The 26,817-nt window shown below is 63.8% G+C and carries 23 protein-coding genes and 1 tRNA gene; 13 read left to right on the top strand and 11 right to left on the bottom strand.

Annotation, left to right across the window (positions count from 1 at the left end; genetic code table 11):
- Window positions 1-452 precede the first annotated feature (452 nt).
- Complete coding sequence (locus tag ATN38_RS02615) at window positions 453-794, top strand: hypothetical protein (RefSeq protein ID WP_042453660.1); 342 nt, start codon at window positions 453-455, stop codon at window positions 792-794.
- 52 nt (window positions 795-846) lie between these two features.
- Here ATN38_RS02615 and ATN38_RS02610 read toward each other — a convergent pair.
- Window positions 847-932, bottom strand: a tRNA-Leu gene (locus ATN38_RS02610).
- A 254-nt stretch (window positions 933-1,186) separates the two neighbouring features.
- On the opposite strand from ATN38_RS02610, the gene ATN38_RS02605 reads away from it, so the two are divergent.
- The 7 genes from ATN38_RS02605 (at window position 1,187) to pknB (ending at window position 10,896) form a co-directional block, all read left to right on the top strand.
- A complete protein-coding gene (locus ATN38_RS02605; protein WP_151097418.1) occupies window positions 1,187-2,626 on the top strand; it encodes a DUF3662 and FHA domain-containing protein in 1,440 nt (479 codons plus the stop codon).
- A 186-nt stretch (window positions 2,627-2,812) separates the two neighbouring features.
- Window positions 2,813-3,277 (top strand): FHA domain-containing protein, encoded by a 465-nt coding sequence (locus ATN38_RS02600; RefSeq protein WP_003943418.1) that lies wholly within the window; start codon window positions 2,813-2,815, stop codon window positions 3,275-3,277.
- Entirely contained in the window at window positions 3,274-4,698 is a 1,425-nt protein-coding gene (locus tag ATN38_RS02595) for a PP2C family serine/threonine-protein phosphatase (protein ID WP_020905626.1), read from the top strand. The genes ATN38_RS02600 and ATN38_RS02595 overlap by 4 nt, the downstream gene beginning before the upstream one ends.
- Complete coding sequence (locus ATN38_RS02590) at window positions 4,698-6,149, top strand: FtsW/RodA/SpoVE family cell cycle protein (protein ID WP_007735775.1); 1,452 nt, start codon at window positions 4,698-4,700, stop codon at window positions 6,147-6,149. The genes ATN38_RS02595 and ATN38_RS02590 overlap by 1 nt, the downstream gene beginning before the upstream one ends.
- Complete coding sequence (locus tag ATN38_RS02585) at window positions 6,146-7,612, top strand: penicillin-binding protein 2 (RefSeq protein WP_007735774.1); 1,467 nt, start codon at window positions 6,146-6,148, stop codon at window positions 7,610-7,612. The genes ATN38_RS02590 and ATN38_RS02585 overlap by 4 nt, the downstream gene beginning before the upstream one ends.
- Window positions 7,613-7,615: 3 nt before the next feature.
- Complete coding sequence (locus ATN38_RS02580) at window positions 7,616-8,974, top strand: protein kinase (RefSeq protein ID WP_063315330.1); 1,359 nt, start codon at window positions 7,616-7,618, stop codon at window positions 8,972-8,974.
- Entirely contained in the window at window positions 8,971-10,896 is a 1,926-nt protein-coding gene (gene pknB, locus ATN38_RS02575) for a Stk1 family PASTA domain-containing Ser/Thr kinase (protein ID WP_218747548.1), read from the top strand. Before ATN38_RS02580 ends, pknB begins: the two co-directional genes overlap by 4 nt.
- Window positions 10,897-10,953: 57 nt before the next feature.
- Here the strand turns inward: pknB and ATN38_RS02570 are convergent, their stop codons facing one another.
- Window positions 10,954-11,619, bottom strand: a complete 666-nt coding sequence (locus tag ATN38_RS02570; protein WP_003942537.1) for an aminodeoxychorismate/anthranilate synthase component II — start codon at window positions 11,617-11,619, stop codon at window positions 10,954-10,956.
- A gap of 22 nt (window positions 11,620-11,641) precedes the next feature.
- On the bottom strand, window positions 11,642-12,355 hold the full coding sequence (locus ATN38_RS02565; RefSeq protein ID WP_218747547.1) for a DUF881 domain-containing protein: 714 nt from the start codon (window positions 12,353-12,355) through the stop codon (window positions 11,642-11,644).
- Between the two features lie 102 nt (window positions 12,356-12,457).
- Between ATN38_RS02565 and crgA the strand changes: the two genes are divergently transcribed.
- Both crgA and ATN38_RS02555 read left to right on the top strand, forming a co-directional pair.
- Window positions 12,458-12,721: a cell division protein CrgA gene (gene crgA, locus ATN38_RS02560; RefSeq protein WP_003942576.1), complete on the top strand. Its 264-nt coding sequence runs from the start codon at window positions 12,458-12,460 to the stop codon at window positions 12,719-12,721.
- 107 nt (window positions 12,722-12,828) lie between these two features.
- A complete protein-coding gene (locus ATN38_RS02555) occupies window positions 12,829-13,320 on the top strand; it encodes a PH domain-containing protein (protein ID WP_054188725.1) in 492 nt (163 codons plus the stop codon).
- Between the two features lie 7 nt (window positions 13,321-13,327).
- Here ATN38_RS02555 and ATN38_RS02550 read toward each other — a convergent pair whose 3' ends face one another.
- Window positions 13,328-14,176, bottom strand: coding sequence for a TauD/TfdA family dioxygenase (locus tag ATN38_RS02550; protein ID WP_218747546.1), 849 nt, complete (start codon window positions 14,174-14,176; stop codon window positions 13,328-13,330).
- Window positions 14,177-14,282: 106 nt separating this feature from the next.
- Window positions 14,283-15,650: an FAD-binding oxidoreductase gene (locus tag ATN38_RS02545; protein ID WP_024487653.1), complete on the bottom strand. Its 1,368-nt coding sequence runs from the start codon at window positions 15,648-15,650 to the stop codon at window positions 14,283-14,285.
- 139 nt (window positions 15,651-15,789) lie between these two features.
- On the opposite strand from ATN38_RS02545, the gene ATN38_RS02540 reads away from it, so the two are divergent.
- Window positions 15,790-17,655 (top strand): GAF domain-containing protein, encoded by a 1,866-nt coding sequence (locus ATN38_RS02540; RefSeq protein WP_218747544.1) that lies wholly within the window; start codon window positions 15,790-15,792, stop codon window positions 17,653-17,655.
- On the opposite strand, the gene ATN38_RS02535 is transcribed toward ATN38_RS02540, so the two are convergent.
- Window positions 17,646-18,989 carry an MFS transporter gene (locus tag ATN38_RS02535; protein ID WP_042920739.1) on the bottom strand — a complete coding sequence of 448 codons (1,344 nt, stop codon included), beginning with the start codon at window positions 18,987-18,989 and terminating at the stop codon, window positions 17,646-17,648. The two genes, ATN38_RS02540 and ATN38_RS02535, sit on opposite strands and share 10 nt — an antisense overlap.
- Before the next feature lie 135 nt (window positions 18,990-19,124).
- Complete coding sequence (locus ATN38_RS02530; protein WP_218747542.1) at window positions 19,125-20,558, bottom strand: amidase; 1,434 nt, start codon at window positions 20,556-20,558, stop codon at window positions 19,125-19,127.
- A gap of 129 nt (window positions 20,559-20,687) precedes the next feature.
- On the opposite strand from ATN38_RS02530, the gene ATN38_RS02525 reads away from it, so the two are divergent.
- Window positions 20,688-21,611 (top strand): helix-turn-helix transcriptional regulator, encoded by a 924-nt coding sequence (locus ATN38_RS02525; protein ID WP_007729195.1) that lies wholly within the window; start codon window positions 20,688-20,690, stop codon window positions 21,609-21,611.
- On the opposite strand, the gene ATN38_RS02520 is transcribed toward ATN38_RS02525, so the two are convergent.
- Window positions 21,604-22,548 (bottom strand): rhomboid family intramembrane serine protease, encoded by a 945-nt coding sequence (locus tag ATN38_RS02520; protein WP_042453365.1) that lies wholly within the window; start codon window positions 22,546-22,548, stop codon window positions 21,604-21,606. The genes ATN38_RS02525 and ATN38_RS02520 overlap by 8 nt on opposite strands.
- A gap of 17 nt (window positions 22,549-22,565) precedes the next feature.
- Window positions 22,566-23,093 (bottom strand): peptidylprolyl isomerase, encoded by a 528-nt coding sequence (locus ATN38_RS02515; RefSeq protein ID WP_007729190.1) that lies wholly within the window; start codon window positions 23,091-23,093, stop codon window positions 22,566-22,568.
- Between the two features lie 90 nt (window positions 23,094-23,183).
- Between ATN38_RS02515 and ATN38_RS02510 the strand changes: the two genes are divergently transcribed.
- Complete coding sequence (locus ATN38_RS02510; RefSeq protein WP_042453366.1) at window positions 23,184-23,636, top strand: hypothetical protein; 453 nt, start codon at window positions 23,184-23,186, stop codon at window positions 23,634-23,636.
- A gap of 57 nt (window positions 23,637-23,693) precedes the next feature.
- Here the strand turns inward: ATN38_RS02510 and ATN38_RS02505 are convergent, their stop codons facing one another.
- Window positions 23,694-24,971: a lipase family protein gene (locus tag ATN38_RS02505; protein ID WP_050656763.1), complete on the bottom strand. Its 1,278-nt coding sequence runs from the start codon at window positions 24,969-24,971 to the stop codon at window positions 23,694-23,696.
- A 127-nt stretch (window positions 24,972-25,098) separates the two neighbouring features.
- Window positions 25,099-26,763, bottom strand: coding sequence for an alpha/beta-hydrolase family protein (locus tag ATN38_RS02500; RefSeq protein WP_007729186.1), 1,665 nt, complete (start codon window positions 26,761-26,763; stop codon window positions 25,099-25,101).
- Between the last annotated feature and the right edge of the window lie 54 nt (window positions 26,764-26,817).

The raw sequence follows: 26,817 nt of genomic DNA, 5'->3' as shown, positions 1-26,817 counted from the left end.
TGATACATCACCGGGGCCTCCTGCAAATGTAGGCACTACCGATCCAGGCTTCGCCTACTCGGCAACCCACGGCAACTTGCAAGCGAGTCCCCGGCCCGAAACGGGCCGACCCTCATACCGTCTAGCCACATACTTCATTGGCTCTAGGCGATCTCCATTGACCTTGCCAACCGGTTCTTCAATCTGGCGCTGGTGCCCTAGCCGTCATAGCCGCTGGCAGATGGTGATCGGACCACGATCAAAGCGGTGACTACAAACACGTCATTGCGAAGTCCTGCACCGACGCTCAGTCGGCGACCCCCATCCCGATAGCTCCAGAACGGCGAAGCACTTCGTGCCGAACCACCCCACCATGGAGTGAATGTCCGTTATCTTCCTCGATAGTGGTTGCAATCTCCTGGCTGCTTGGCATCCCGCGCACGGATGCTGTCACCACGAAAGGGAGCACATCTGTGAATGGACCCGCAACGCCTACTCGTTTGTCCCGGACCACCGCCGCCCTCGGTGTTAGCGCGCTCGCTGCCGCGATCACCTTCGGCAGTGCAGTCGGTACTGCGTCAGCCGACACTCCGGTCGCCGACTTCGGCAGTATCTCGTTCTCGGTGACCAACGGTCCCGACAACACCATCTACGACATCAACGCCATCATCAATCTCCCACCCGGCACACTGCCGCCAGGGATGATGAACCCTCAGATCACTGCGCCCGCCGCGGCCACTCAACCAGTCAGCAACCCGTTTGCGGGCACCGCATTGGACTTCGTTCTGAACTTCATTCAGGCTGCGGCCAGTTAGTCGACAACAAAAACGAGGCCACCAACTCTTATGAGTTCGTGGCCTCGTCTTGTGGTGGGCGAAGGGGGACTTGAACCCCCACGTCCCGAAGGACACTGGCACCTGAAGCCAGCGCGTCTGCCATTCCGCCACTCGCCCGAGCAACGCCGAAACATTATCACGACAAACTTTGAAAGTTCTATTCGTGCAGCTCAGGGCACGAATCGATGAACATCGAGCACCCAAAAGCCCAGAACCGATACCATGCTGAAACAGCGGCCAGGTACTGCCGAAGCGACATTTGACAGTACCGTGGAACCTGTACAGCAGTTTGGACGACACGCGACAAGGCGGTGCCGGCGCTACTTGCCGAGCATTTTGCCGTCGTAGATGCGAGGCGAGAGGAGGGCCCGATGGGCATCGTGCAGCGTTTCGAACGAAAGCTCCAAGGAGCTGTCGGCGACGCATTCGCGCGGGTCTTCGGTGGTGGTGTTGTGCCGCAGGAAGTAGAGGCGGCGCTCCAGCAGGAGGCACGTGACCGCGTCGAGCACCTCGGCGGCGGAATCCTTCTCGCCCCCAACAACTACGTGATCACCATCAACAACTCCGACCACGAAGAGTTGGCAGCTGATCGCGAACTGACTACCAAAGCTTTCAGCCGACACCTGCAGGATTTCATCCGCGATCAGGGTTGGCAGACGTACGGCGACATCTCGGTCACTTTCGAGCCTTCGCCTACGCTCCACACCGGTCAGTTCCGCACCCGCGGAACCGTCGACCCGGATGGTGACGCCGAGCAGGCATCACCGCCGTCGCATGTTCCGCAGGTTTCGTCGCGGCCTCCACAACGGCCGCCTCAGCGACCCGCACCGATTGTTCCCCCTGTTTCCAATCCAGTCCCGTCACAACCAGGAGCCGGCCCCATGACGCAGAACTCAGGCTACGAACCAAGCCGCGAACCGGCGGGTCGCCAGCCCGAACCGCAGCAGCCGGCACGGAACGGGTACTCCCACGACGACGGCGGTTACGCCGCTCCGCAGGGCCAGGAAGCGCCGTACCAGAACGGTTACGACCGCGGCGACGGTTACCGCACGGGCGACGACCAGCAGGGCTACAACCAGCAGCAGGGTGGCTACGACCAGCAGCAGGGTGGCTACGACCAGCAGGCGTACCCGAACCAGCAGCAGCCGTACGAGCAGGCCGGTTACGACCAGCAGAGCTATGACCAGCAGGGCGGCGGTTACGACCAGCAGGGGTACCAGCAGCAGCCGTACGACCAGCAGGGCTACGGCCAGCAGGCGTACCAGGGTGGGTACGACCAGCAGGGCTACCAGCAGGGCGGTTACGACCAGCAGGGTTACCAGCAGCCGTACAACGGCCAGTCCTACGATCAGCCGGGCTACGACCAGCAGAGCTACCAGCAGGGCGGCTACGACCAGCAGGCGTACACACAGCAGCCGTACGAGCAGGCCGGCTACGAGCAGGGCGGCAACTTCGAGCAGACGCAGGCCTACCCGCAGCAGGGCTATGCCCAGCCGCAGGGCGGTTACGCACCGACGGCCCAGAGCCTGACGGCAACCCTGCAGCTCGAGGACGGCAGCGGACGCCACTTCCAGCTTCGCGACGGCAGCAATGTCATCGGCCGCGGCCAGGAAGCTCAGTTCCGCCTCCCGGACACGGGCGTCTCACGTCGCCACATCGACATCCGTTGGGACGGCCGCACCGCGATGCTGTCCGATTTGGGATCCACGAACGGCACCACCGTCAACGGAGCACCGGTCCAGGACTGGCAGCTGGCAGACGGCGACATCATTCGCGCAGGTCACTCGGAGATTCTGGTTCGCATTCTCTGAGCTGAGAAACGGACGCCAGGATTTTTCCGATAACAATCGAACATTCGGCGGTCCGTCGGCGCGCCGCCGTCACGCGGCTGTCAGTATCGTGATCTTCGGGGCCCAGAGCCCCCTATGATGCTGCCAGTCGACAATGCTCGAACCCCGCTGCGGCGGGGCTCGAGCCATAGAAGGAGGTGGACAGCCGTGCAGGGCCTGATTCTGCAACTCACACGGGCGGGCTTCCTGCTCCTACTGTGGCTGTTCGTCTGGGCAGTCCTCCGCACTCTCCGCTCCGACATCTATGCCGGCTCCGGGGTCAGGGTTCCGCCGCGGTACACCCGCGCCGGAAAGGTCCTGCCCTCGCTGGGCAAGGCGAAGGTGCCTCGGTACCTGGTGGTCACGCAGGGCGCCCTCGCCGGTACCCGCATCACGCTGGGCTCACAGCCGGTGATGATCGGCCGCGCCGACGATTCGACGCTCGTTCTCACCGACGATTACGCGTCGACGCGCCATGCGCGGCTCTCTCAGCGCGGCGCTGATTGGTACGTCGAGGATCTCGGTTCGACCAACGGCACCTATCTGGACCGCGCCAAGGTCACGACTGCAGTACGCGTCCCGCTGGGCACCCCGGTTCGCGTCGGCAAGACGGTAATCGAGCTACGCCCGTGACCCTTGTTCTCCGCTACGCGGCGCGCAGCGACCGCGGTCTCGTGCGCTCCAACAACGAAGATTCCGTGTACGCCGGTGCACGCCTGCTGGCTTTGGCCGACGGTATGGGCGGACACGCGGCCGGTGAGGTCGCGTCGCAGTTGATGATTGCCGCCCTGGCGCATCTCGACGACGACGAACCCGGCGAGGATCTGCTCGGCAAGCTCGAGGCAGCCACCCGCGAGGGCAACGATTCCATCGCCGATCACGTCGAGGAAGAACCCGAACTCGACGGCATGGGCACCACGCTCACCGCGATCCTCTTCTCCGGCAGCAAGCTCGGTCTCGTGCACATCGGCGACTCGCGCGCCTACCTGCTGCGCGACGACCACCTGACGCAGATCACCCGCGACGACACGTTCGTTCAGTCGTTGGTCGACGAGGGCAGGATCACCGCCGAACAGGCACACACGCACCCGCAGCGATCCCTGATCATGCGGGCGTTGACCGGCAACGAGATCGAGCCGACGCTCACCGTGCGCGAAGCCCGCGCCGGCGATCGCTACCTGCTCTGCTCCGACGGCCTCTCCGACGTGGTCAGCGACGAGACCATCGAGAACACGATGCGCGAGGGCTCGCAGGAGCAGTGCGCCGACCGTCTCATCGAATTGGCGCTGCGCAGCGGCGGTCCCGACAACGTCACCGTCGTCGTCGCCGATGTCATCGACCTCGATTACGGCCAGTCGCATCCCATCGTTGCGGGTGCCGCGTCGACGGAAGAGGAAGAGGACTCCCCTCCCCCCAACACCGCTGCCGGCCGCGCCGCTGCCATGCGTCCGCCGCGCGCGACGCCCAAGCGAGTTGTCTCCCAACCCGAACCGGAACCGAAGAAGAAGCGGAACCGGTTGTGGTGGGTGGTCCTCGCCGTGGTGCTGATCGCGCTGGTCGGCGTCGGCGCCGTGATCGGCCGCGCCGTCATCCGCAACAACTACTACGTCGGCGAAGACAACGGCCGCGTGACGGTGCTGCGCGGAATCCCCGGTTCGGTGCTCGGCTACTCGCTGCAAGACGCGGATCTGGTGGGTTGCGTCGGCGACGACGACGTCCTCACTCTCGTCTCCCCCGACGCGATTCCCAGCAACTGCAACATCCTCGAGGTGACGGATCTGCAGCCGTCGGCGCAGGAGCAGGTGCGCGCCGGGCTGCCGTCCGGCAAGCGTGAAGATGCGCAGAGCCAGATGATCCGTCTGATCGGCGGCGATCTGCTGCCTCGTTGTGAGCCGGTTCCGACGACGACGGCCACGCCCACTCCCCCGCCGGCACCGGAGACCACGCCGCCCCCCGCACCGCCCGCGGAGCCGGCCACGCCGACGACGGCGGCACCCACGACTACGCCGACGCCGACCGAAGTTCCCGGTCAGACTTGCAGGACGGTCAACTGATGTCGTCCAACGCAGCTGCGGGGACGGCTTTTCCGAGTCCGCCCGGAGGTTTTGCCCCGGCGCCGGTCCAGTCGACCCGTCGAAACATGGAGCTACTGCTCCTGGGCTTTGCCGTCATCATCACGACGGTCTCGCTTCTGCTCGTCGAGGCGAGCCAGGAACAGAAGATCACGCTGGACCTCGCCAAGTACGCGCTCGCGTACACGGGCCTGTTCCTGATCGCGCACTTGGCAATTCGGCGCTATGCGCCGTACGCCGATCCGCTGCTGCTGCCGATCGTCGCCCTGCTCAACGGCCTGGGATTGGTGCTCATCCACCGACTCGACCTCGCCGACGAACAAACAGCGCTCTACAACGGCGTCGAAGCACCGTCACCGGATGCGAACCAGCAGGTCATGTGGACTGCACTGGCGATCACCGGTTTCGTGCTGCTGCTCGTGTTCTTGAAGGACTACCGCCTGATGGCGCGGTTCAGCTACACCCTCGGCCTCGCAGGCCTGGTGTTCCTGGCGATTCCCGCGATCCTGCCGGCGAAGTTCTCGAGCGTGAACGGCGCAAAAATCTGGATTCGCCTGCCTGGATTCAGCATTCAGCCAGGTGAGTTCGCGAAGATCCTGCTCATCATCTTCTTCGCGTCGGTGCTCGTCGCCAAGCGCGACCTGTTCACCTCGGCCGGTAAACACTTCCTGGGCATGGACTTTCCGCGTGCCCGCGACCTCGGCCCGATCCTGCTCGCCTGGATCGTCTCGGTGGGCGTTCTCGTCTTCGAAACCGACCTCGGTACGTCGTTGCTGCTCTTCAGCACCGTGCTGGTGATGCTCTACATCGCGACCGAACGTGTGGGCTGGCTGGTGATCGGCGGCGGACTGCTCGCCATAGGATTCTTCTTCGCCTACAAGATGTTCGGCCACGTACGCGTGCGCGTCGACACCTGGCTGGACCCGCTCGGCGACTACGCCAATACCGGATATCAGATCTCGCAATCGCTGTTCGGCCTGGCCACCGGTGGTATCGCCGGAACAGGTCTGGGCAGCGGCCGCCCCAACCAGGTGCCGTTCGCGAAGACGGACTTCATCATCGCGACCATCGGCGAAGAGCTCGGCCTTATCGGCCTGGCCGCTGTGCTGATGCTGTTCCTGCTTCTCATCGTGCGCGGCCTGCGTACGGCGTTGGCAGTGCGCGACAGCTTCGGCAAACTGCTCGCCGCCGGTCTGTCGTTCACCATTGCGATCCAGATCTTCGTCGTCGTCGGCGGCGTCACCAAGCTGATCCCGCTGACGGGTCTGACAACACCGTTCATGTCGTACGGCGGCTCGTCGCTGCTCGCGAATTACCTACTGCTGGCCATCCTCGTCCGGATCTCGGACGCGGCTCGTGCGCCGGTAGTGACGAAGAAGAAAGGTCCGCCCCCAATCGCTGACGCCAATACCGAGATGATGCCGCGCGTATGAACACTCCACTGCGCCGCGTCGCGATGGCCGTCATGGTGATGGTCGTCGCGCTCCTCGCCAACGCCACGTACGTACAGGTCATCAAAGCTGACGACCTGCGAGCCGACCCGCGCAACTCGCGCGTGCTGCTCGACGAGTACTCACGCCAGCGAGGTCAGATCTCGGCTTCCGGTCAGGTGCTTGCCGCCTCCCGCGCCACCGACGACCGGTACAAGTACCTGCGCGAGTATCCGAATCCGTACCCGTACGCCCCGGTCACGGGCTTCTACTCGATGCAGTACGGCAGCGCCGGTCTCGAGCGCACCGAGGATCCGATTCTCAACGGCTCGGACAACCGGCTGTTCAGTCAGCGCTTCTTCGACCTTGTGTCCGGACGCGATCCGCGCGGTGGCAACGTCGTCACGACGCTCAATCCGGCCATGCAGCAGGTGGCGTACGACCAGCTGACCAGCAAGGGTTACACCGGTTCCGTCGTCGCCATCGAGCCGAGCACCGGACGCATCCTGACGATGGTCAGCACTCCGAGCTACGACCCGAACCTGCTTGCCAGCCACGACGGCGCCGAAACCACGAAGGCGTGGGACGAGCTCAATGCCGATCCCAACGATCCGCTGGTCAACCGCGCGATCTCGCAGACCTACCCACCCGGCTCGACGTTCAAGGTGCTCACCACGGCCGCAGCTCTTGGCAACGGTGCGACGCCGGACGACCAGCTGACCGCGGCTCCGCAGATCACGCTGCCCGGCACCAGCACGACCCTCGAGAACTACAACGGCAGCACCTGCGGCCCCAACCCGACGGCGTCGTTGCGCGACGCGTTCGCGCGCTCGTGCAACACCGCCTTCGTCGAACTGGGCATCAAGGACGGCGCCGACGCCATCAAGGACGAGGCCAGCGCCTTCGGCATCGGACCCAACACTCCCGCGATCCCGCTGCCGGTTGCAGACAGCACCGTCGGCGACATCTCCGACGACGCGGCTCTCGGCCAGACCAGCATCGGCCAGCGCGACGTCGCGGTGACCCCGCTCGAGAATGCAGTGATCGCCGCGACCGTCGCCAACGGCGGTGTGCGGATGCAGCCCAACCTGATCTCCCAGTTGCAGGCACCCGATCTGACCGATCTCAGTACGCCGTCACCGGTGTCGATGGGTCAGGCGATCTCGCCGGCAGTGGCCGCAACGCTGACTGATCTGATGATCGGCTCGGAGAACTTCACCGGCGGCGACGGCAAGATCCCCGGAGTTCAGATCGCGTCCAAGACCGGTACCGCCGAGCACGGCGTGAACCCGCGGGAAACTCCGCCGCACGCCTGGTACATCGCTTTTGCACCGGCGCAGAATCCGACGGTCGCCGTGGCCGTCATCGTCGAGAACGGTGGTGACCGCGGACTCGCCGCTACCGGTGGCTCGGTTGCTGCGCCGATCGGTCGTGCAGTCATCGCAGCCGGAATCCAAGGGGGCTGAACCGTGGCGTTGAACAACGGCGCTTTGATCGCCGATCGTTACCGATTGATCCGTCTCATCGCCACCGGTGGGATGGGTCAGGTGTGGGAAGCCACCGACTCCCGGCTCAACCGTCGCGTCGCCGTCAAGGTACTCAAGTCCGAGTTCTCTTCCGATCCGGAGTTCTTGGAGCGCTTCCGCTTCGAGGCCCGCACCACCGCGCAGCTCAACCATCCCGGTATCGCCGGAATCTACGACTACGGCGAGACCCGCGACAGCTCGGGCGATTCCACGGCGTACCTGGTGATGGAACTCGTCAACGGTGAGCCGCTCAACGCCGTCCTGGCACGCGTCGGCCGCCTGGCGGTTCCGCATGCCCTCGACATGCTCGAGCAGACCGGCCGCGCCCTGCAGGTCGCACACGACGCCGGTGTCGTGCACCGCGACGTGAAGCCCGGCAACATCCTCATCACGCCGACGGGCCAGGTGAAGATCACGGACTTCGGCATCGCCAAGGCCGTCGAGAACTCTCCTGTCACGCGCACGGGAATGGTTATGGGCACCGCCCAGTACATCGCGCCCGAGCAGGCCCTCGGTCAGGACGCGACCGCGGCGAGCGACGTGTACTCGCTGGGAATCGTCGGATACGAAGCACTTTCGGGTCGACGCCCGTTCACCGGTGACGGCGCGCTGACCGTCGCGATGAAGCACGTGCAGGAAACCCCGGCGCCGATGCCGGCCGACCTGCCGCCGAACATCCGCGAGCTCATCGACATCACGTTGACCAAGGATCCGGCCGGCCGCTACGCCAGTGGCGGCGAGTTCGCCGACGCCGTTGCAGCCGTTCGGGCAGGAAGGCGTCCACCGCCGCCCGGTCTGCTCGCCACCGGTGCCGCGAGCGCGTTGCCGGCAACGGGTGCCACGCAGGTCATGCCGCCGACGTACGCGGGCCCGGTGACGGGCGCCGCTGCTGCGGACGACGCGGCAGCCGGCGGACTGACCAGTGGGCAGAAGGCCGTGGCGTGGGCCGGCGGCGGATTGATCCTGTTGGCGTTGATCATCGGCGGAGTCTGGATCGCGACCGACGGTCCGAGCGACCCGACGCCACCCGTCGTCACGTCCACGACGTTGCCGACCACCACGACGACCAAGCCCACCACCACGACGACTCGGCCGACGACGACGACCACCGAGCCGACAACAACGACGACTCGGCCGACGACAACCACGACCGAGCCGACAACCACCACGACAACGCCGACCACGACCACAACAACTCCGACGACCACAACCACCACCACGACGACAACGACGACCACAACGACCACTGAGCCGTTGGCGGATCCCGGAGACGCTGAAGAACCGCTAGGACAAGACCAATGACGACACCCCGCAATCTCTCCTCCCGCTACGAGCTGGGTGAGATTCTCGGCTTCGGCGGAATGTCCGAGGTTCACCTGGCGCGCGACCTCCGACTCAGCCGCGACGTCGCGATCAAGGTGCTGCGTGCAGACCTCGCGCGCGATCCCACGTTCTACTTGCGGTTCCGTCGTGAGGCGCAGAACGCTGCTGCGCTGAACCATCCGGCGATCGTGGCCGTCTACGACACCGGTGAAGCCGAGACCGACGCCGGGCCGCTGCCGTACATCGTCATGGAGTACGTCGACGGCGACACGTTGCGTGACATCGTGCGCAGCACCGGGCCGATGGCTCCGCGCAAGGCGATGGAAGTGATCGCGGACGTCTGTGCCGCTTTGGACTTCAGCCACCGCAACGGCATCGTGCACCGCGACGTCAAGCCCGCCAACATCATGATCAACCGTGCCGGCGCCGTGAAGGTGATGGACTTCGGTATCGCCCGTGCCATTTCCGACGCGTCGAGCCCGATGACGCAGACGGCCGCCGTGATCGGCACCGCTCAGTACCTCTCGCCGGAGCAGGCGCGAGGTGAGCAGGTGGACGCGCGTTCGGACGTGTACTCGCTCGGTTGTGTGCTGTTCGAGATTCTGACGGGCGAGCCGCCCTTCAAGGGTGATTCACCGGTCGCCGTGGCGTACCAGCACGTTCGTGAAGATCCGCAGACGCCGTCTGAGATCAATCCCGACATTCCGCGCGAGCTGGATTCGATCATTCTCAAGGCGATGAGCAAGAACCCGGCCAACCGCTACCAGAGCGCCGGCGACATGCGCAGCGACTTGGTGCGTGTCCTGGGCGGTCAGCGTCCGAGTGCTCCGATGGTGATGAACGACGAGGATCGCACCACCATCCTCGGCGCCGTCGGCTCCGACACCGGGAACTACCGCACTGCTCCCGATCCGGTCGAGCCGGTTGCTGCGAGGACAACTCGCGCCGCCGAGCCGCCTGCCAAGAAGAAGGGCGGACGCTACGCCCTGATGGGCATCGCGGCGCTTCTGGTGATCGGTCTGGTGACGTTCTTCCTCATTCGGGTGAACTCGCCGAAGGTCGAGATGGTGACCGTTCCGGGTGAACTGACCAACCAGCCCGCCGACGTCGCCGAGGCGACGCTGACCAACGCCGGATTCCAGGTGGAGCGTCAGCAGAAGACGGACAAGGTGATCGCCGCCGGAAACGTCATCACGACGCGTCCGGTTGCCGGGGTGCGCATCGAGAAGGGCAGCACCGTCACCATCGACGTGTCCACCGGCCCCGAGCAGGTCGCGATCCCGCGCCTGACCGGCCTGAGCCAGGACGACGCCGAGAAGAAACTCAACTCCGTCGGGCTCCGACTTGATCCGACCATCGGCAAGGCCGCGTCGACCATTGCCGAGGTCGACAAGATCGTCAATCAGGACCCGGCCGTCGGAGTGTCGGTTGTTCTCGATTCCGCGGTCTCGATCACCGTCGGCACCGGTCCGGAGCAGGTTCGTGTCCCGGATGTCACCGGTCAGCGTGAAGAGGTGGCGAGGCCCAACATCGAAGGTGCCGGGTTCGTCGTCCAGATCACGGAGATCGATTCGGGTCTGCCGAAGGGACAGGTTGTTTCGACCGACCCGACTGGCGGCACGTCGGCCACCAAGGGTTCGACCGTGACGCTGCGAGTGTCCAACGGCAACCAGGTCGCGATGCCGGATCTCACGAACAAGACGGTGTCGGAGGCGTTGACCACGCTTCGCGCAGCCGGTTGGGCGGGAACCGCGTCGCAGCTGGTGCAGAACCAGAGCACGACGCTCACCCCGGAGATGGTGGGCAAGATCATGTCGCAGACGCAGCCTCCGGGATCGGAGATCTCCAAGGACGCGGTCATCACCGTCAGCGTCGGAGCGCTCGGAATCCCCAACCGCTAGCAAAGTGAAAAAGTGCCTCCCGGAGATTTCCGGGAGGCACTTTTTTGTGGACAGGTGTCAGAGAATCGCGGGCAGGGCTCCACCGAGCGCCGACGCCACCTCGGCCTCGAGGGCTGCGACGAGCCCTTCCGGGGGCGCCTCACCGCAGACTGCGAGCCAGTTCGCGAGCATCCGGTGTCCACCCTGGGTGAGGACGGATTCGGGGTGGAACTGGACGCCGTGAATCGGCAGTTCGCGGTGACGCATCGCCATCACGACGCCGCTCTCGGTGTGGGCAGTCACCTCGAGTTCCTCGGGAATGGTGTCCTCGAGAACTGTCAGCGAGTGGTAGCGGGTAGCGGTGAACGGATCGGGCAGTCCGGCCAGAACACCGACGTCCTTGTGGTGCACCAGGCTCGTCTTGCCGTGAAGCAGTTCGGGCGCGCGGTCGACGGTTCCGCCGAAAGCCGCACCGATCGCCTGATGTCCGAGGCAGACGCCGAGCAGCGGGGTCTTGGTGTCGGCACAGACCTTCACCAGATCCATCGTCGCTCCCGCGCGCTGCGGAGTTCCGGGGCCCGGGCTCAGGAGAATGCCGTCGAACTGAGCTACTGCACCTTCGAGGTCTGCCGTCAGTTGTGGATCATCGTTGCGCCAGACCACGGCTTCGGTTCCGAGCTGGCCGAGGTACTGCACCAGGTTGAACACAAAGCTGTCGTAGTTGTCGACGACGAGAATCCTCATGAGAGCAGGGTAAACGCCCGTGCTATCCGCCGGTATAGGCGGGGACCGTGATCTGCGACGGCGTCGCCTGCGTGTACCCGAGGCCGAAGCGGGTCGCGTACTGCTTGTAGATCCGAATGCCCGGTTCGGCAGCGAGTGCCGCCTCGAGGCGCGCAACGTCGCCGATCGCGCTCATCACATACGGCGGGCTGTATGTACGGCCGTGCAGAAGAAGAGTGTTTCCGATGCACCGCGGCGCCGACGTACTGATGATCCGTTGGTCCTGCATGCCCACCGCTTCGGCCCCGCCGGCCCACAGTGCGTTCAACACGCTCTGGACGTCCTGCTGATGCACGACGAGGTCGTCCGGGGTGGCGTCGACCGGATACTTGCCGTCGGCGTTGCGCGGGGCGTCCGTCATGGTGACCACGACGCCGGGGCCGGTCATCTCCGTCAGTCCCGCGTCGGTGGAGATGTTCTTGATGTCACCGAGAGCGGCGGCCACTCCGGCGTCGGACCGAGCGGCGTCTTGCTGCAGGGAATCGAGCTGAGCGGCAAGTTCGTCCCGGTCGGCCGAAACTTTTTCGGCATTGGCCTGGGCGCTGCGGACAAGATCGGAGAGCCTGGTGCTTTCGGTGACCTGGAGCTGGTTTTCCTCGGCGGATCGTTGCGCCGTGGCGACCATCAGACCGGCTACCAGGCAGACGGCAAGTACACCGATGTGCCAGACGGTTCGTGAAGATTCACCCGAAGACACGTGGCTCCTCCCGGATTGTGCAGGTCGGCCGGTGACCAACTGGACACAGCTACGTTAGCGTGTAGGTAACACATGCAGGTCACACCGTAGAGCGAGGACGTCATGCCCAAGTCGAAGGTCCGTAAGAAGAACGACTACACAGTCAACCCGGCAAACCGCACTCCGGTGAAGGTGAAGATGGGTCCGTCGAGCACGTTGTACGTGTCGGTGATGCTCGGATTCATGCTTGTCGGCCTGGCGTGGCTGATTGTGTACTACTTGGCCGCGGATTCGATCACGTGGATGAACGACTTGGGAAACTATAACTTCCTCGTCGGCTTCGGTTTCATGGTTGTCGGCCTTGTCATGACCATGAGATGGCGCTGACCAGCGAGTATCTGATTCGACCCGGATCGTGACCGTCATTCAATTACATGGGTGTCATTCATCCCCATTGTGGATAACTCCTGTGGACAACCTAGGAAGTTATCCACATGCTCGAGGATGAATTTCATCCACAGCCTCGTGACAACGTCACGGAGGTGATCTCGTGGGCCACTCCGATGGGTGTTGTCTACGCGATGTTCGGCGGCGGAATTGCCCTCGCGATCGCCTCGATAATCGCGCCCACGGAGCCTGCCGGACGCTTCCTGCTCGCCCTCGCGGTGATCGGGCTGTTCGTGATGGGCGGACTCGCCCTGCGTCAGCGTCCCCGCCTGGCTGTGATCGAAGGCGCTGGAACCAAGTCGATCGCGGTGCAGCGCCTGCGCGCCCGCCACGAGTTCACCCGCGAACAGATCGACCGGGTCCGTCTCGTCCGCTACCCGCGTCTGGGTCGACGCGTCCCGATGCTCGAGATCGACATCGTCGACCGTCCCACCGACACGGAGAAGCTGTTGATCTTCGGACGCTGGGATCTCGGCACGTCGCCGGAGGACGTCCTGGACGTGCTCGCCGTCCACGGTTTGGTACCGCCCGAGAAGTAAGCGCGGGTTACATGGCCAGTGCGGCGAGGTCCGGCTGCACGATGTCGAGAGCCTGCTGCGGCACCGCGACTGCGTCGCTCGACCATCCCCAGATCGAGTACAGCTCACGGCCGGGGTCGGTGTACCCGTCGCGGCCGTGAAGCACCCGGTAGTTGTCGATGCAGATCATCTCGCCGGCTTCGGCGCGGAACATCGGCCCGCTGTCTCGCACGTGAATCACGGCCTCACTCCACTGCTTCACCAGCGGCCACTGCGCTTCTTCCGATTCGCCGGCGATCGGCGCGAGATATGGGTGATACCGAACCTGGTTGCGTCCACTCGGCACCGTCCGGGCGATCGGCGCGAATGTGTTCTGCGGGAAGTTCGGTTCCGAATGGTCGATGTCTGTGCTCCAACAGAATTCGGCCAGCTCCGCTGTTGCGGGATCGAAGGCGAGCAATCGCGTCAGTTTGACCGCATCGATGAGAAACGAGTCGCCGCCACTCGGGTACGCCGGGCGCTTGCACCACAGAAACAGATAGTCGGGAGCGTAATCGCCGAACGCGAAACCGTCGTTGTGGGCGGTCATCCGCTCGCCGGAGATACCGAACGAGCGCTTGCGGCCGCGTTCGTCCACCGGTTGCGTGTCGACGACAGCGGCTTCGGCATCCTGACTTTTGGCGCTCGCCTCGAACTGGCGGCCGACGCGAATGCACTTCTCACCGAGCAACTTCGACGCGAAGGCAATGGCATCTTCCTCGGTGTGCAGGCCACCGAAGACCGCTGCCCCGTCGAGAGCGATTGCCGCCCGGACGGCCTCGACCGTCTCCACGCGCCGCGGAACAACACTTGCCAGCGTCAAATCGGAAGAGAACATTCATGACTCCATACGTCGAGTTGGCCAAACGGTTCAACTCGAGCGTAGGAACTCGTCATTTCGACGGCGTAACTCCGGAAACCGATTCGGTTACGGTGCCAGCCTTTCAGATCACCTTGCCCGGGTTCATGATTCCGTGGGGGTCGAGTGCGCCCTTGATCGCGTGATGCATCGCGACGACGGCCGGTGACAGTTCTTGCGCCAAGCCGCCCATCTTCAGTAGGCCGACGCCGTGTTCACCGGTGACGGTTCCGCCCAGTTCGAGGGCGTTGTCGATGATCTCGGCAAAAGCCGCCTGAGCACGCCTCCGCGCCGCTTCGTCGTCGTGTGGCGTGATCAGCAGCGGGTGCAGGTTGCCGTCACCCGCGTGCGCGATGTTCGCGATGTGCGTGTCGTGCCGGGCCGAAATGGCCTCGATGCGCGCCAACATCTCCGGGACCGCTGCCTTGGGGACGCAGATGTCCTCGGTGAGCACCGGGCCGAGCCGCTCGAGGGCGGGGTACGCCAGACGCCGGGCGGAGAACAGGGCGTCGGCTTCCTCCTGGTCGGTGGATCTGGCGCTCCAGGTAGCCCCGGAACGGTTGAAACAGGCCAACATTCGCTCGGCTTCGGCGTCGCCGATCTCGCCCGGTGTGTCGATGCGGCCGAGCAGGACCACCTCGGCGTCAGCCGAGAGGCCCATGTTCTTCCAGGCATCGACGGCAAGGAGACACTGCCGATCGATCAACTCGAGGGCCGACGGCGTGAGCCCGTCTGCGGCGACGGCCTCGACGGCCTTGCCCGCAGCAACGATGGAGTCGAAGTATCCGACGATGGTGCGTTCGGGATCGCGCTGAGGACGAAGCTTGACGGTCACCTCGGTGATCACCCCGAGAGTGCCTTCGGAGCCGACCATGAGCGCCGAGAGATCAAACCCAGCCACTCCCTTGGCAGTTCGACGCCCGAGCCGAACCAGCTCACCGGTTCCGGTGACCACCTGCATGCCCAGTACGTAGTCCTTGGTGACGCCGTACTTGACGCAACACAGGCCGCCGGCATTGGTCGCGACGTTGCCGCCGATCGTCGACCAGGGTGCGCTCGCCGGATCGGGTGGATACCAGAGGCCGTGCTCGGCGCAGGCGTCGCGAAGGTGATCGTTGACCACTCCGGGTTCGACCACGGCCAAACGCTCGAGGGTGTTGATCTCCTTGATGGCGTTCATCGCGTCGAAGGCGATCACTACGCCACCGGCGACTGCGTTGGCTCCACCCGACAGACCGGTGCCGGCGCCGCGCGTGACGACGGGCGCACCGTGGGCGATGCACGCCTGCACAACTGTCTGTACCTGCTCGGCTGTGCGCGGGCGGACCACCGCGACGGGCATCTCGTATGGAGCCCACTCGGCGTCGTCGTGGATGTAGCTCGCCATGATGTCGGGGTCGGTGATCAGTCGATCCGCATCGATCTGCGAGCCGAGCGCCTCGAGGAGTGTCATGTCTCCACGATAGTGACGGCCGCTACACCACCCCATGTAGATTTACTCCGAGAAACCGGAAACTGTATGGACATTCTCTCCATACTCATCTTTGGTCAGACGAGTTGGTCTGACAAGTTGGTCTGACAAGGGAGCGCGGATGCACGAGAACTGGCTACAGCTTCTCCTGGCCGAGGCATCCACCGAGGAACTGATCGAACACCGCGATCAGTTGGCCGCTGGGTCAGCCCCCGAGGCCGCTGCCGAAATCGAGCGAGAAGCCCGATCGGCACTTCAACTACGAAGTCTCCTGGCTCAGCGCCGACAGCGCGCCACCGAACTCGGGGCACTCAACGACATCGCGTCGCTGCTCACCACGATGCACGATCACCACGCCCTCCTGCAGGAGATCGTGGATCAGGCCAAACGACTACTCGGGGTCGACCTTTCGTACCTGGCTCTCATTCACGACGACATCTTGATCATCGAAGTCACGAGCGGTGCGTACACGTCCCAACTGCTCGGCCTCACGGTTCCGTTCCGCGAAGGTCTGATCGGTCGAGTGGTCGAGAACTCTTCTCCTGCTTGGTCGTCCGACTATCGCAACGATCCCTCGTTTGCACATATCGGACCGGCCGACGACGCAGCACGAGCCGAGAACATGCGCGGCCTGTTGGCCGTTCCGCTGACTTTGAACGGCAAGATCCTGGGTGCCCTCTGCGCGTGCAAGCGTCAGGAGCGTCGATTCGGCAACGAGGAAGTTGCGTTGCTGTCCGCCCTCGCAGCTCATGCCTCGGTAGCCATCGAGAATGCCCGCTCTCTCGAACGCTATCGCGCGACGGTTGCGGAAGTGAACGCCGCGAACACCGAACTTGCCAAGCGCACAGCACTTCTCGAACAGACACTGACCTGGGACCGATCGCTCACACAAGTTGTCCTGCGCGGCGGTGGAGTCCGTGAACTCGTGGAGGAAACCTCGGCGTCGACGGGTTCGCCGGTGTTCTTCGTGACCGGAACATCCGAGATCCCACCGGGACTGCAACGGGTGAGCGAGAGTGTTCATCGGGTTTTCGACATCCTTGCTGCCGACCGACGCGAGCAGGAAGTGACGCTTATCGTCGGTGAGCAGTTCCTGTTCGCCACCGAAGTACGCAGTGCCGGTGACCAACTCGGAGTTCTGTTCCTACTCTCGCGCCAGGAACCCACCGCCGCCATGAGATTGGCACTCGAAAGGTCTGCTCCCGCCATTGCGCTGGCACTGGTCGGCGAACGGGCAGCCCGGGAAGCCACCCGCCGAGCACGCGATGCATTTCTGGTCGATCTGATCACCAGGCCTGCGCCGACGCCGGCCGAGGTCACCGGTCAGTTCCGCCTGGCCGGGCTCAATCCTGACCGCTCGTACACCGTCGTGGTGGCCCGCCCGGCTGACGCCGTCGACCGTGCGCGTCGCAGTATCGAGGAAATTGCATTCCCGTCAGGAACCGTTGTTGCCGAACATGGTTCACGAGTCATCGCACTGATTCCCGGAATGTCACCGGCAGCAGTTGCGGCGGCGTGGGTGCAGCCGGCGGAGAACCCGACCGTCGGAATCGCCGATCCGGCGGTGGGAGCGGAAGGTCTGGCGCGAGCGTATGTCGAGGCGCAGCACACCGTCGACGTCCTCGAGACTCTCGGGCGGGCCTCCCACGTGGAACCGGCAAGTTCACTCGGCATCTACCGAATTCTCCTCAGCCGCACCGGCCGCGAAGAACTGGAAGCCCTGACAGAGCGTTCCCTCGGTCCTCTCCTCGAGGAGGAGCAACGACGCGGCGTTCCGCTATTGGACACCCTCGCGTCGTACCTGTCACACAATTGCAAGCACTCCGCGACCGCCGCCGCGCTCGCGATTCACGCCAACACTCTGTACCAACGGCTCGAGTCGATCGACAGGTTGATCGGTACACAGTGGCGTCAGCCGGACCAGGCGCTCGATCTTGCGCTCCTGATCCGGCTGCGTGCCAGTGCCGGGAAACTCGGTCAGATCTGAGCGGGCTTGCTCGATCGCTTTGCCAGTGCCACCACAAGGATTGCGGCACAGAGCATCACGGCGCCCACCACCCACAGTCCTGCCTTGGCATTTCCGGTCACATCGGTGAGCCAGCCGGTGATGTACGGAGCACCGAAGCCCGACGCGTTGCCGATCGAGTTGATCATGGCGATGCCCGCGGCCGCGCTGGCACCCGTCAGGAACGTGGTGGGAAGGTACCAGAATACGGGGAGTGCACACAGCACGCCGACGGCGGTGAGCGAGACCGCGATCATGACGGTGAACGGTGAATCCAGGTACAGCGCAATCGGAATTGATACCGCGCCCAGGAGCGTCGGGGCTGCAACGTGCCACATTCGTTCACCGGTCTTGTCGGAATGGCGGCTCCACAGCACCATCGCGACAGCGCCGATCGCGTAGGGGACGGCCACGATCAGGCCTGTCTCGACGAGCGAGAAATCGGTGTCGAACGTCTGCTTGAATCCCGCGACGATGCTGGGCAGGAAGAAGCTCAAAGCGTAAAGGCCGTACGTGATTCCGAAGTAGACCAGACCGAAACCGATGACGCGGGGATCGCGCAGGGTCTTGCCGGCGGACTGGTGACCGGCGTCGCCGAGTTCTTTCTCCTCGTCGGCCATGGACTTCATCAGCCAGGTGCGCTCCTCGAGGGTCAACCACTTTGCGTCGGCGGGACGATCGGTGAGGTAGAACCAGACGACAAACGCCAAGATCACGGCGGGCAGACCCTCGATCAGGTACATCACGCGCCATCCGGCGAGGCCGAACAGTCCGTCGCCGTACTGGATGATGGCCGCCGAAAGCGGGGCACCGAGCGCCGACGAGAGCGGAAGCGTCAGCAGGAACAGACCCATCAGGCGCACGCGGTACTTCTTCGGGAACCAGAAGGTCAGGTAGAGAAGAACTCCGGGGAAGAAGCCGGCCTCGGCGATGCCCAGCAGTATGCGGAGGAAATAGAGGCTGCCGACATTCGGCACGAATGCCAGCGCAGCGGCGAGGATGCCCCAGGTGAGCATGATCCGCGCGATCCACAGCCGAGCGCCGAAGCGGTGCAGGGCCAGGTTGCTCGGCACCTCGAACAGCAGATAGCCGACGAAGAAGAGACCGGATGCGAGCCCGAACATCGTCTCGGTCATACCGAGGTCGGCGCTCATGGTGAGCTTGGCGAAAGCGATGTTCGTACGATCCAGATAGTTCACGAAATAGAGCAGGATCAGGAAGGGAATCAGCCGGCGCGCTACCTTCTTCACCACGCGAGATTCGATCTCGCTCGGCGCAACCCCACCGTCAGTGGTGGTGCTATCGGTGGAGGTCATGGCAGGGGTACTCCTCGGAAAAGGTCAGCGTTGCTATCTACGAAGTGACTCAAGCCACAGTAGAAGCACCGCTGACCTCAACCTATGTGAAGTTCACCCATGAGTTGGCGCGCAACGTGGAGGAAAGCTCCACAACTATCGCGCAAATACCGTCGGCCTGCGATGCTCCCAGGGCATAGCCTTCTCCAGGTCACCCGCCAACGCGAGGAGCTTCGCCTCGTCTCCGTAAGCACCGATGAACTGAATCCCGATCGGCCAGCCCTCGGACGAGGTACGCAGCGGCAACGAGATGGCAGGATTGCCGGTCGCGTTCGAGATTGCGGTGAACGAACCGAACTCGAAAATCTTGTCCGCCCAACCCTGTGCGTCCAATGCATCGTCGTCTGCGTCGAGATGTCCCAATTCGGTATTCGGTGAGCTGGTTGTCGGCGTCAAGATCACGTCATAGGACCCCAGGAACCGCGCATACTCACGTCGGACGGTGTTGAACACGTTCTCCACCGCAAAAACGTCCCGCGCACCGAGTTTCGCGCCGTATTCGGCACACGCGAGAGTGGTCGCTTCGAGGTGATCCGTGCCGGGAGTGAATCCCAGTTGTTCACCCGCACCTGCCACAGCTTGCGCAAGAAAACTGCACCACGCATCGAGGTTCGCACGATTGAACATCTCCATATCGATCGATGGCGCCGCGTACTCGACGAGGTGGCCCATCGATTCCAGTTGTGCGGCAACCTCCTTCACCGACAGTACGCACTGCTGATCGACCGGCCGACGCGGATCACCGGAATCGACGGAGACGGCAACCCGAAGCGGCCTTGACTCCCGTGCGGCACTTTCCGCGAACGAGTCGACCGCACTCGGAAACAGATACTTGTCGCCCGGCTCCGTCCCCGCGACCGCGTCGAACAACGATGCGCAGTCACGCACGGTTCTGGTGACCGCGAATTCAATTCCCATGCCCAGCAGTGGATCCGAGTAGTCGGGACCAGGGCTTACCCGTCCGCGGCTCGGCTTGAGCCCGACGAGCCCGCACGCCGCCGCTGGAATACGAATGGAACCTCCGCCGTCGTTCGCGTGAGCCATCGGAAGTGCGCCTGCCGCAACAAGGGCCGCCGATCCGCCACTGGAACCTCCGGGGCTGCGAGTGGTATCCCAGGGATTGCGGGTCGGCTTGCCGTAGGCCTTTGCCTCCGTCGTCGCGTTGAATCCCATTTCAGGTGACGTCGTAACCGCCATGGTTGCAAGGCCGGCCCGCCGAAAACGCGCCATCAGATGGCTGTCGTACGGATACGTGACGCCGTCTCCGAACAACCTGCTGCCGTTACGCTGCGGGACGCCCGCGGCGTGAATGATCAGATCTTTGATCGCGAATGGCACTCCGGAAAATGGCCCGTCGGCGTTGTAGTCCAAGGGGTCGAATCGATCACCGACCACTGCTGCGAGTTCACTGTCCACCTGATCCAGCGCAGTTGCTGCCGCAGACTGCACCTGAGAAGCGCTCACCTGCCCGCTTGCAATCAGTGAGGCAAGCTCAGTCGCATCGCAGGCTGCGTAATCCGAAACATCCATCGTCGTGCTCCAAGTGCTCGAGGTCCAGTGATGGAGGAGAACCTAGGAGCAGGTGCGCTCGGACGAGTCCGTCGATCAGGGGATGCGGAGACAGCGGACTCGTGCTGTGACCCAAGGCATAATTCAGGGATGGCTGATCCGACCTCGAGACGCTTGGCTGCCGCGCTGAGGCTGCGCGACGCCTTACCCGCGATGGTCCCGGCGCGCGCACTCTTCGAATTGCAGGAAGCAGTGCCGTACCACCACGCCGGACTGTCACGGTGGGATCCGTCCGAACGCACCCACCGAACAGTCGCGAGCCTGGGATACCCGGCGGCATCCCTCGACGTCGTCAATACTCGAATGGCAGCACATCCCGTCTTCGAACAGCTTCAAGGGCAGCGGCTGCCGATCGTTCTGCACGACGTCGACGATCATCTGCGGACCGGAGTTCTGTTCGATACCGTCATCACACCCTTCTACAGCGACGGCATCAGCCAGTGTCTGTTTGCGGGCGACGGTCGCTATCTAGGAATGTTCAACGCGAGTACAACACCGGGGCATTATCTCGACGATCAATCGAAAGTGACGATCGCTCTGCTCGCAGCGTCGTTGGCCGCTGCCCTCGACCCATACGAGCCCAGCCGGAAGGCGTTGCCCGATTCACGGCCGACAGCTCTGATCGCTCCGGACGGCACCGTCGTCGACGGCTCTCGCGAACTGCCGATAGCGGTGCGGCACGCCGGCGCCGAAAGTGCCCGAACGGGTGCCCCCGCCACTTACCTGTCACTCGACGGGACTTCGGTGATTCGTCTCGAGGTAACGCCGACCCAAGGGGGCCTCGCCGTCGTCAAATGGCATTCGATCGAGCCACCGATGGGATTGACTCGACGCGAACTGGAAGTACTCGCACTGATACCGACCGGGGATTCGAACACGGCCATCGGAGCACGCCTGGGGATCGGAGCAGCAACGATTGCTACACATGTCGAACGCGTGATTCGGAAAGTAGGCGTCCCCAATCGAACCGCCGCGGCAGCACTGGCGACCCGATGGGGATTGCTCGCTAACTGATTCCCAGCTGTTCGCGCAGTTGAACGACGCGGAGCACGATGACTCCGATTGTCACCACGGTGACGGCACCAAAAGCGATCCAGCCGATCCGCACCGCCTTCACGCGGTTCTCACCGGCGCCCAACCACTGCGGGGCGTACAGGAATGCAGCGGCCGTTGCGGCACCTGCCACCAGACCTCCCGCGTGACCCCAGAACGAGATCCCGGGCAGCGAAATGCTGATGATCACATTGATCGCGATCACCGAGATGATCGGGACCGGGCTTCGACGCAAACGCAATAGAAGGACGGCCTGTGCGCCCATGATGCCGAAGATCGCACCCGACGCCCCAGCAGTCCAGGACAGGGCCGTGAGCGAAGAGAACACCGGCTGGAATGCCATCACCGAGGCGGAACCGCCGAGAAGCGAAACCAGGTAGATGCCGATGTACCTCGAGCGGCCCATCACGATTTCGGTGTCGCGTCCGAGGATGTAGAGGGCGTACATGTTGACCGCGAGGTGCAAGATGCCGAAGTGCAAGAACCCGGAGCCGATGAGCCGGAACCAGTCACCGCTGGCGACCAGACCCGGATTGAGTGCCCAGTTCGCGAAGATCGACGAGCCGACCTGATTGTTCATGATGCTTCGCGACTGCGCGAAGGTGGCGAGGAACGCCAGGACGTTGAGCCCCATCAAGGTGTACGTCACGACCGGGACCGCACGGGTGGGGCTCACGGTGTTTCCGGCGACGCCCCGAACGGGACGGACATCACGCTGACCGGCAGCTACACAGTCAACACATTGGTATCCCACCGCCGCCTCGCGGAGGCAGTCCGGGCACGCCGGACGTCCACAACGATTGCAGGAAAGTGCGGTGGGTCGATCTGGATGGCGGACGCACCGCGGTTGGGGCGGGATGCCCTCACTCGCACCGCCGCCCCAACCGGGGTTCGTCATCTGCTTGTTTTACCTGTTCAGGAGATGGTGATGCTGTTGATCACGACGGGCTCGACCGGACGATCGCCACGATCGACGGCGGTGGAGGAGATAGCGTCGACAACCTTCTTGGAATCGTCGTCGAGAACCTCACCGAAGATGGTGTGGCGACGGTTCAGGTGCGGCGTCGGGCCGGTGGTGATGAAGAACTGCGAGCCGTTGGTTCCCGGGCCTGCGTTGGCCATGGCCAGCAGGTAGGAACGGTCGAACTGCAGTTCCGGGTGGAACTCGTCACCGAACTTGTAGCCCGGGCCGCCGGTGCCGGTTCCGGTGGGGTCGCCACCCTGGATCATGAAGCCGTCGATGACGCGGTGGAAGATGGCACCGTCGTAGAACGGGCCGGTCTTGGTGCCGGCGGCGTTTGCGGTGGTGTACTCCTTCGAGCCGTCGGCGAGGCCGACGAAGTTCTCGACGGTCTTCGGCGCATGGTTGCCGAACAGAGCGATCTTGATGTCGCCGCGGTTCGTGTGCAGCGTTGCGGTTGCGGTCTGATGAGTTGAAGTCACACCACCATCGTGCCATTGCCGGCGTTCTCGCGGATGTCGCCCCGCAAAAGTCTCCCTGTCCTCGCCCCACTGTTATGGCACAGTGAAGTCATGACACGAGTGACCGAGTCCCTCAGCACGCAGTTGCCCGACACCTTCGATCACGCGCGCGCCCGCGTCGAGGACACCTTCGACGAGACTGCCGCCTACCTCGAAGAGACAGCGGCTCGCATCAAGGAGTCCGAGGCAGCCGACAACGCTCGCCGTATCGCCGCGGTGGTCGCGACGTCGGTCGCTCGCGGCGCTGGGCAGGTCGGGTTGTTCCTGGGCCGTCAGGGCAAAGTCCTCGCCAAGAAGGGCGTCGAGCGCGCAAAGGCTATCCCCACGAAGTCCGCGGAACGCACCGAGAAGCCTCGCGGCCGCAAGCGCGTCACGGTGTTCGTCATCGCCGGTGTCGCGGTGATCGGTGGCGCGGTGTTCTTCAAGAGCCGCCGACGCGAGCATCCGCCGGTCGCTTCCGCACCCCCTCGCCTCGAGGAGAACTCGGCCGAGAAGACCGCTTAGTCGACATACGAAAAGCCCCGGAACAGATTGTGTTCCGGGGCTTTTCGATGTTCACGTTCAGCAGTTGGACGGTGCCGGGACGTTGTTGAAGCGATCGATCATGTATCCGATGGATTCGGGGGTACCCACCAGGTACGGCGTCGCGTGATTGATTGCCAGTCCCGGAATGATCGGGGGCAGTTCGTTGACGGAGAACTGCACCGTCGCGCCCTTGCCGCACCAGTCTCGCGCCAGTTGCTGCCCCTGGCCGAACGGAACGATGTCGTCGGAGCGGCCATGCTGAATGAGCACGGGCGACTCCGGCGTCAGCTTGCCGATCTTCTGCTCGTCGAGGATTGCCTGCGCCATGGGTAGACGCGCCAGAACTGCGGAGAGTGATTCACCGGAATTGGTGAAGCTCGACGACTGCTGGAAGCCGAACTGCAATCCACTTTCGGCGACGCACTGGTTCTTGGTGGCGGCCAACATCTGTCGGCCACGATCGTTGATCTCGGCGTCGAGCAGCGGCTGAACCTCGGGGTACTGCGCAAGGATCCCGTTGAGCGCGTATCCGATCACTCCGGTGAGGAACGTGCCGTCGACCTGCTGCAGCGTCGCCGCCAGATCGGCGGGCGGAGCGCCTGCATACGTGCCCTTGAGATCAAGCTCGGGAGCATACGACGGCTTCAATTCCGTTGCGGCAGCGGCAGCTCCACCACCTTGCGAGTAACCCCACAGTCCGACGGGGCCGTCGGCGGGAATGCTCGTGTTCGGGAGTTGCTGAGCGGCTCGCACCGAGTCCAGAACGGCGTGCGCTTCGGCTTCACGGTTGACGTAGGTGTGATCGCCCGGAGTTCCGAGGCCCTCGTAATCGGTGACGACGACGGCAATGCCGTTGAGCAGCAACGTGTTCACCCAGATGGACTCGTAGCCGACCATGACGTCCGTCGGGAACTGGTACTCGATACCGGTGTTGAACAGCTTGGACGGTGCGCATTGATCGCCCTGCCCATGCGTTCCCACCGCTGCGGCAACCAGTGGACGCGCCCCCTGCCCGGTCCACGGGTTCGACGGTTCGAGATAGGTGCCCGTCACGGCAACGGGGGCGCCCTTGGCGTCCTCGCTTCGGTACATGATCTTGGTGGCGGTTGCCGGCCACGCACCGTTCGATCCGGGCACGCTCAGCAGCAGTGGTGACGGCTCACTCTTGATGAGATCTCCGTTGGCACCTGCCGGAAGCTCGACCGGCGGCGTGTAGAAATCCGCCGGCTCCGCCGTTGCGGCAGGGGCCGTCACAGCACCCATGACCAGTGCCGCGACGGAGACCCCGGCCGCCCACCATGCTCTGCTCTTCACGTTTCGATCTCCCCACGTTCGCTTGCGCTGTGGCTTGGCACACAGCGAACGCAGAGTAACACATACCTCACGTAACACTTTTTCGTGAGGTTTTCGCCTTAACAGGCTGAAATACAACCGTTTACGACTACTTCGTGGGCTCCAGATTGGTGGTCAGCAGCGCACGAAGCTTGTCGGTATCAGCCGAGGTCCAGGCCTCGGGGTGCAGGATCTTGGCCCACATGTCCGCTGCATCCTCGCCGTAATTGTGACCGTGCCCGGACGGGACGTCAGCCGAGAAGACCATGTCGAGGGTTACCTGCCAGAAGGTCACGAGAGGAACCCATGTCATTCCCGGATCCACGTCGCGACCCAGCGGTTCCTTGAGCCAATCCGGCTTGTTGAGCAGCAGGTCGAAGGACCACCACGTGATCGGGTCGCTGGCGTGCTGCCAGTACACGATGCGATCGTCGTCCCAGTCCGACTTCAGCTCCAGATCTTCCGGATCACCGGCAAACCGAATTGCCTGGCCACCGTCGATCACCGGCAGAATCTCCGGTGAGCCCGAGTCACGACTGTCCGTGATTTCCTGCCACTGAGCAGTGAAGTTGGGGGTTCCGACCCACAGTGCGCCGTCGACGCGCGTCATCATGTCCTGGGCGCCGGCGAATGCGGCCTGGCCACCGTAGGAGCCGAGGCTCTCACCGAAGACAACCAGTTCGGGTCGCGTCTCAACGGGCAAGTCGATCCACTTGGCGTACACCGCGTTGAACAGCGCGCGGCCGGCGATCATCGGCGTCTCACGGTCGGCGATGAAGGCCAACGGACTCGGAAGGAATGAGTACTGCATCGACGCGATCGCCGTGTCCCCGCCCTCGACGTACTCGAACGCCGACGCGACGTCCTCGTTCACCCAACCGCGACCGGTGGTCGTGACAACTGCGAGAGTTCCGCGGTCGAATCCGCCGGTGCGCTCCAACTCGTCGACGACCCGCTGTGCGACACCGTTGATCGAGTCCGAGGATTCACGTCCGGCATACACCCGGATCGGTTGCTTCGCTTCACGTCCGGTCAATGCAGAGATCTCGGCTGCAGTGGGACCGCTACCCATGAAGGTGCGCCCCTCCTGACCGAGAGAATCCCAAGCCTCGGCGGACATCGGCGAACCGCTCCGCTCTGCAATCATGGGCTGTTCGATGCCGTCCGGTGTTTCGTGATCCGCACCGGAGAAACTCCAGTTCGCGAAGGCGATCAGCCCGTTGTACAGCGCACCGTTCACGATGAAGATGCCGAGGGCGAAGATGACGATCAAGCTGCCGACCTTCGCCGCCTCGAGGGGAACGAACCGAAGTGCGACGGCGGTGAGCTTGTTGGTGGTGAAACGAAGACCACGGCCTGCCTCGAGCAGGATGAACCAGATTCCGAGCGAAATCATCAGCACCAGAAGATAATTCGCCTGATTGGTGCGTGGAGCTTCCACGAGATCGCGAACGATCTGCTGCCACCACGAACCGAGGACCAAGAACGTCGGCACCAGAATGACGGCCGCGACCAACAGGATTCGCCAGCCGATCTTCTTGGTGCGATCCGACCACTGCGGTTCGACGCCGCACTTGCGGATCATCCAGGCGACCGTCACGCCGACGCCGTATCCCATCGCGAGCGAGATGCCCGTCGCAACGCCCTGCAGGTACCACGCGCGCGGCAACAGGGACGGACTCATCGACCAGGTGAAGAAGACCAGAGCAAAGGCAAGCCCGACCGGGTGCAGCGTCTTGCAGTAGAGGCGCAGCCGTTCCCACACACGTTTCATGCCGGAATCGTATGCGCCCCGTGCCCGAATCAGGTCACGAAGCGCACACGCGTC

Source organism: Rhodococcus sp. FH8 (assembly GCF_019266085.1).
Taxonomy (GTDB): Bacteria; Actinomycetota; Actinomycetes; order Mycobacteriales; family Mycobacteriaceae; genus Rhodococcus_F; species Rhodococcus_F qingshengii.
This window is presented reverse-complemented; position numbering and strand designations above follow the sequence as displayed.